Genomic DNA, 410 nt, shown 5'->3' with positions numbered 1-410 from the left:
GAATGTGAGCGCCCTCGAACTCGGCAGGGGAACGGACGTCGAGCAGCCGGGGCGGGTTGGCCGAGTCGAGCCGGGTGCGCAGTTCGTCGATGGTCAGGCTGCGGGGAGTGGTGGGGGTGGTCACGCGTTGATCTCCTGTCGGTTGTCGTGAGTGTCGGGGGTGTCGGAGGCGAGGAGGCCCAGCCCCAGGTCGAGGGCGTGGTCGAAGCTGTCGTCGACCGCGACGACGTCACGGCCGCGGGCGTGGAGCAGCGCGGCGACGACTCCGGCGCGGTAGCCGCCGGCGCAGTGCACCCAGACGCGGCCCGCGGGGATCTCCTCGAGGCGGCCCGGCACCTCGTGGACGGGGATGTGCACCGAGCCCGGGATGTGCGCCTCGGCGCGCTCCTGGTTGCGGCGCACGTCCAGGA

Annotated in this window: 1 protein-coding gene; it reads right to left on the bottom strand. The window is 72.9% G+C overall.

Features of this window, described 5'->3' with window-relative positions; translation table 11 throughout:
* Positions 1–120: 120 nt before the first annotated feature.
* Positions 121–410 (bottom strand): rhodanese-like domain-containing protein (locus LPA54_RS40540; RefSeq protein WP_228985437.1); only part of this gene is annotated, 290 nt, incomplete at its 5' end.

Origin of the sequence: Streptomyces sp. DH12 (genome assembly GCF_020873895.1) — a bacterium.
In the GTDB taxonomy this organism is placed as follows: Bacteria; Actinomycetota; Actinomycetes; order Streptomycetales; family Streptomycetaceae; genus Streptomyces.
This window is presented reverse-complemented; position numbering and strand designations above follow the sequence as displayed.